General features: G+C 50.7%; 4 protein-coding genes. 3 read left to right on the top strand and 1 reads right to left on the bottom strand.

The features are described 5' to 3' along the window. From HFM78_RS15980 to HFM78_RS15970, 3 genes are all read left to right on the top strand, one after another. Window positions 1–675: FkbM family methyltransferase (locus HFM78_RS15980; protein WP_287130458.1), on the top strand; the 675-nt coding region annotated here is incomplete at its 5' end. Next, window positions 672–1,451 carry a glycosyltransferase family 2 protein gene (locus tag HFM78_RS15975; RefSeq protein ID WP_287130456.1) on the top strand — a complete coding sequence of 260 codons (780 nt, stop codon included), beginning with the start codon at window positions 672–674 and terminating at the stop codon, window positions 1,449–1,451. The genes HFM78_RS15980 and HFM78_RS15975, both read left to right, overlap by 4 nt. Next, window positions 1,441–2,511 carry a glycoside hydrolase family 99-like domain-containing protein gene (locus HFM78_RS15970; RefSeq protein ID WP_287130455.1) on the top strand — a complete coding sequence of 357 codons (1,071 nt, stop codon included), beginning with the start codon at window positions 1,441–1,443 and terminating at the stop codon, window positions 2,509–2,511. Before HFM78_RS15975 ends, HFM78_RS15970 begins: the two co-directional genes overlap by 11 nt. Before the next feature lie 135 nt (window positions 2,512–2,646). Here HFM78_RS15970 and HFM78_RS16480 read toward each other — a convergent pair whose 3' ends face one another. Next, window positions 2,647–2,931, bottom strand: a complete 285-nt coding sequence (locus HFM78_RS16480) for a transposase (RefSeq protein ID WP_396035119.1) — start codon at window positions 2,929–2,931, stop codon at window positions 2,647–2,649. Window positions 2,932–2,998: the final 67 nt, after the last annotated feature.

Raw genomic sequence — 2,998 nt, 5'->3', positions numbered from 1 at the left:
TTACACCATCAAGGCGGGATGGTGGAGACTTATTTGAAGCTCAATCAGCCCTGGTTTCAGCGTCATGGCTTCACCACGGTCCTCGACATCGGGGCTAATGTGGGTCAGTTCGCTCTGACCGTAGCCCAGCTACTCCCCAAGGCCCAGATCTTTGCTTTTGAGCCGATTCCCAGTTGCTTCAACCAACTCCAGCAAGCGATGGGGAGTTGTCAGAATTTCACCGCGCTTAATTTAGGTTTGGGGGATGAGCGGGGGGAGTTGGCCTTTGAATGTAATGATTACACGCCTTCCTCGTCGTTTTTGACCATGACTAATGTTCATACAGAGGCATTTCCCTTCACCCAGGGTACTGCCCAGATCAAAGTTAAGATTGAACAATTAGATACGATCGCCCAGAATCTAGCCTTAACCGAACCCTTACTGATTAAGATTGATGTCCAGGGTTACGAGGACCGAGTTTTGCGCGGCGGTGAACAGACCGTTCGTAGGGCGCGGATGCTGATTGTCGAGACCTCTTTCCAGTCCTTGTATCAAAACCAACCCCTCTTCAAAGACATCTATCAGGTTTTGACGGATTGGGGATTCAGCTATGTGGGTGCCCTAGACCAATTACCCAACCCCAAGACCGGTGAAATATTGCAATCCGACAGTATTTTCGTACAAAGAAACCCATGAAAATCTCCATCATTATCGCTACCTACCAAGTAGCCCATAAGCTCCCAGAGACTTTAGTGAGCGTCTTCACGCAGACCTACACTGACTGGGAGTTAGTTATTATTGATGGGGGGTCCCAAGATGGCACTGTAGAACTCTTGCGACAATACGATGCTGCGATTGCCTACTGGATTAGTGAGCCAGACCAAGGCGTGTATGATGCTTTCAATAAGGGGATTGCGCAAGCCCGGGGCGAGTGGTTATATTTCCTGGGTGCCGGGGATGTGCTCGCTAGCCCCACGGTTTTAGCGCAGGTATTTACCAATCCGCTACCCAGCCTGTTTATCTACGGTAATGTTTGGCTTCAGGATATTCAGACGTACTACGGGGGAGTCTTTTCTAAATACCGACTATGCGAAGTCAACATCTGTCAGCAAGCAATTTTTTACCATCAGGACTTATTCAAGCGACTGGGGCAATTCAATCTACGGTATCGAATGTTAGCAGATTGGGACTTTAACATAAGGTGCTTTGCGTTAACTGACTCTGTTTATTTTATGGATATGGTAATTGCTCATTATGAAGGGGGGGGGCTGAGCCAAAAGGTGCGCGACCATGCTTTTCAGCGAGATTTTCTAGGGTTGTTAAATTATCAATTCGGGTTGCTCTATGCACTCCGGTGCGTTTGGTACCGCTTTGTAACAGTCAATTGGAGCGGCAGAAAATTAAGTGGAATGTGGCGAAAATTAAGTGGAATGTGGCGAAAACTTAGAGAAGTAGACCTTAATGGACCCTAAAGCGCGACTGATTGCCTTCTACTTACCCCAGTATCACCCCATTCCTGAGAATGACGAGTGGTGGGGCAAGGGCTTTACGGAGTGGACCAATGTAGCCAAGGCCAAGCCGCTTTTCCCAGGGCATAATCAACCCCATCTCCCGGCGGACCTCGGCTTCTATGACCTACGCTTGGCTGAAGTCCGCCAAGCTCAGGCTGAACTCGCCCAAGCCTACGGAATTCATGGTTTTTGCTACTACCACTATTGGTTCAATGGGCGGCGGTTATTAGAACGGCCCTTTAATGAAGTGTTGAGCTCGGGTAAACCGGATTTCCCCTTTTGTCTCTGTTGGGCCAACGAAAACTGGACTCGTCGTTGGGATGGCAAAGAGAAACAAGTCCTGATGGCCCAAAATTATTCCGATGCCGATGATTTAGCCCATATTCAGTGGTTAGTTAAGGCTTTTCAGGATGAACGCTATATCCGGATCAATGGTAAGGCGTTATTCCTGGTCTATCGAGTCAGTCAACTGCCCAATCCTCAACGTACCAGTGAGATCTGGCGTGAGTATGCCCAGCAAGCTGGCGTCGGGGATCTGTGGCTATGCGCGGTGGAGAGCAACTTCAGCGATCCCCAGCGCGATGCGACTAAGTTCGGCTTTGATATGACTGTCGAGTTTCAGCCTAACTATGTGGGTTTGGCCCAGGTTGACCGCCTCTGGCACCGTCTTACTTCCTATCTGTACACCACTCACGGACATTTCATCTATGATTACCGGGCATTCATCCAGGCAATGAATCGTCTCCCGGAAGTAACCTATGGGCGTTATCCCTGTGTCACCCCGGCCTGGGACAACACCGCCCGCCGAAAGACCGCTGCCTTCATCCTCAAGGGCGCGAATCCCCAGGATTACGGGGCTTGGCTCCGTCAGGCCATCCATCGCTATCCCCGTCCCCTTGAGGAAAACCTCGTCTTCATCAATGCCTGGAATGAGCGGGCGGAGGGGAACCACCTCGAACCCTGCCAGCGGTGGGGCCACGCCTACCTCGAAGCCACCCGACAGGCCAACACCTCAACCTAATTCCAAGGGGTAACACTACCGAATTAGACGAGTTCGCCTCAGGGCCGAGGTTATTTTATTCAGGACTTACGCAAAGCGACGGGTGATGATCGCCTATGTATCGTCAGAACCCTGGCTGATAAGGTTTCCGGTTGTTCAAGCAGTGGAAGTTATCCCTTGCGGCCACCAGTGAAAGGAGGTAACGGCACGGCTCTGGTCCGTTAAAGTGCGCACTACTTGACACCGCTGAGTGACCACATCCGCTAGATGCGCCATATCTTGCATCACCCTATTCACCACTGGCTGCTCTGTAAATGACCATAAGTGCTCTGCTGGTTGTAGCTCAGGGGCGTAGGCAGGCAGTTGTACTAGCTGTATACCAACTGGGAGCTGCACTTTCTCACTCCGATGAAAGCTCGCGCCATCTAGGACTAACACCACTTGTTTGTTTGCTCCTAGGCCTGTTGCCCGTGCAAACTCAGCCAAAATTAAGGTAAACCAAGCAATA

The sequence above is a fragment of the Candidatus Cyanaurora vandensis genome (assembly GCF_013285555.1).
GTDB lineage: Bacteria > Cyanobacteriota > Cyanobacteriia > Gloeobacterales > Anthocerotibacteraceae > Cyanaurora > Cyanaurora vandensis.
Note: the sequence above shows the minus strand (reverse complement) of the source record. Positions and strands in the feature narration are given on the sequence as shown.

Bases quoted from the DNA above. Each gene is read 5' to 3' on its own strand.
- HFM78_RS15970 (WP_287130455.1), top strand. From the start codon at position 1,441: ATGGACCCTAAAGCGCGACTGATTGCCTTCTACTTACCCCAGTATCAC.
- HFM78_RS15975 (WP_287130456.1), top strand. From the start codon at position 672: ATGAAAATCTCCATCATTATCGCTACCTACCAAGTAGCCCATAAGCTC.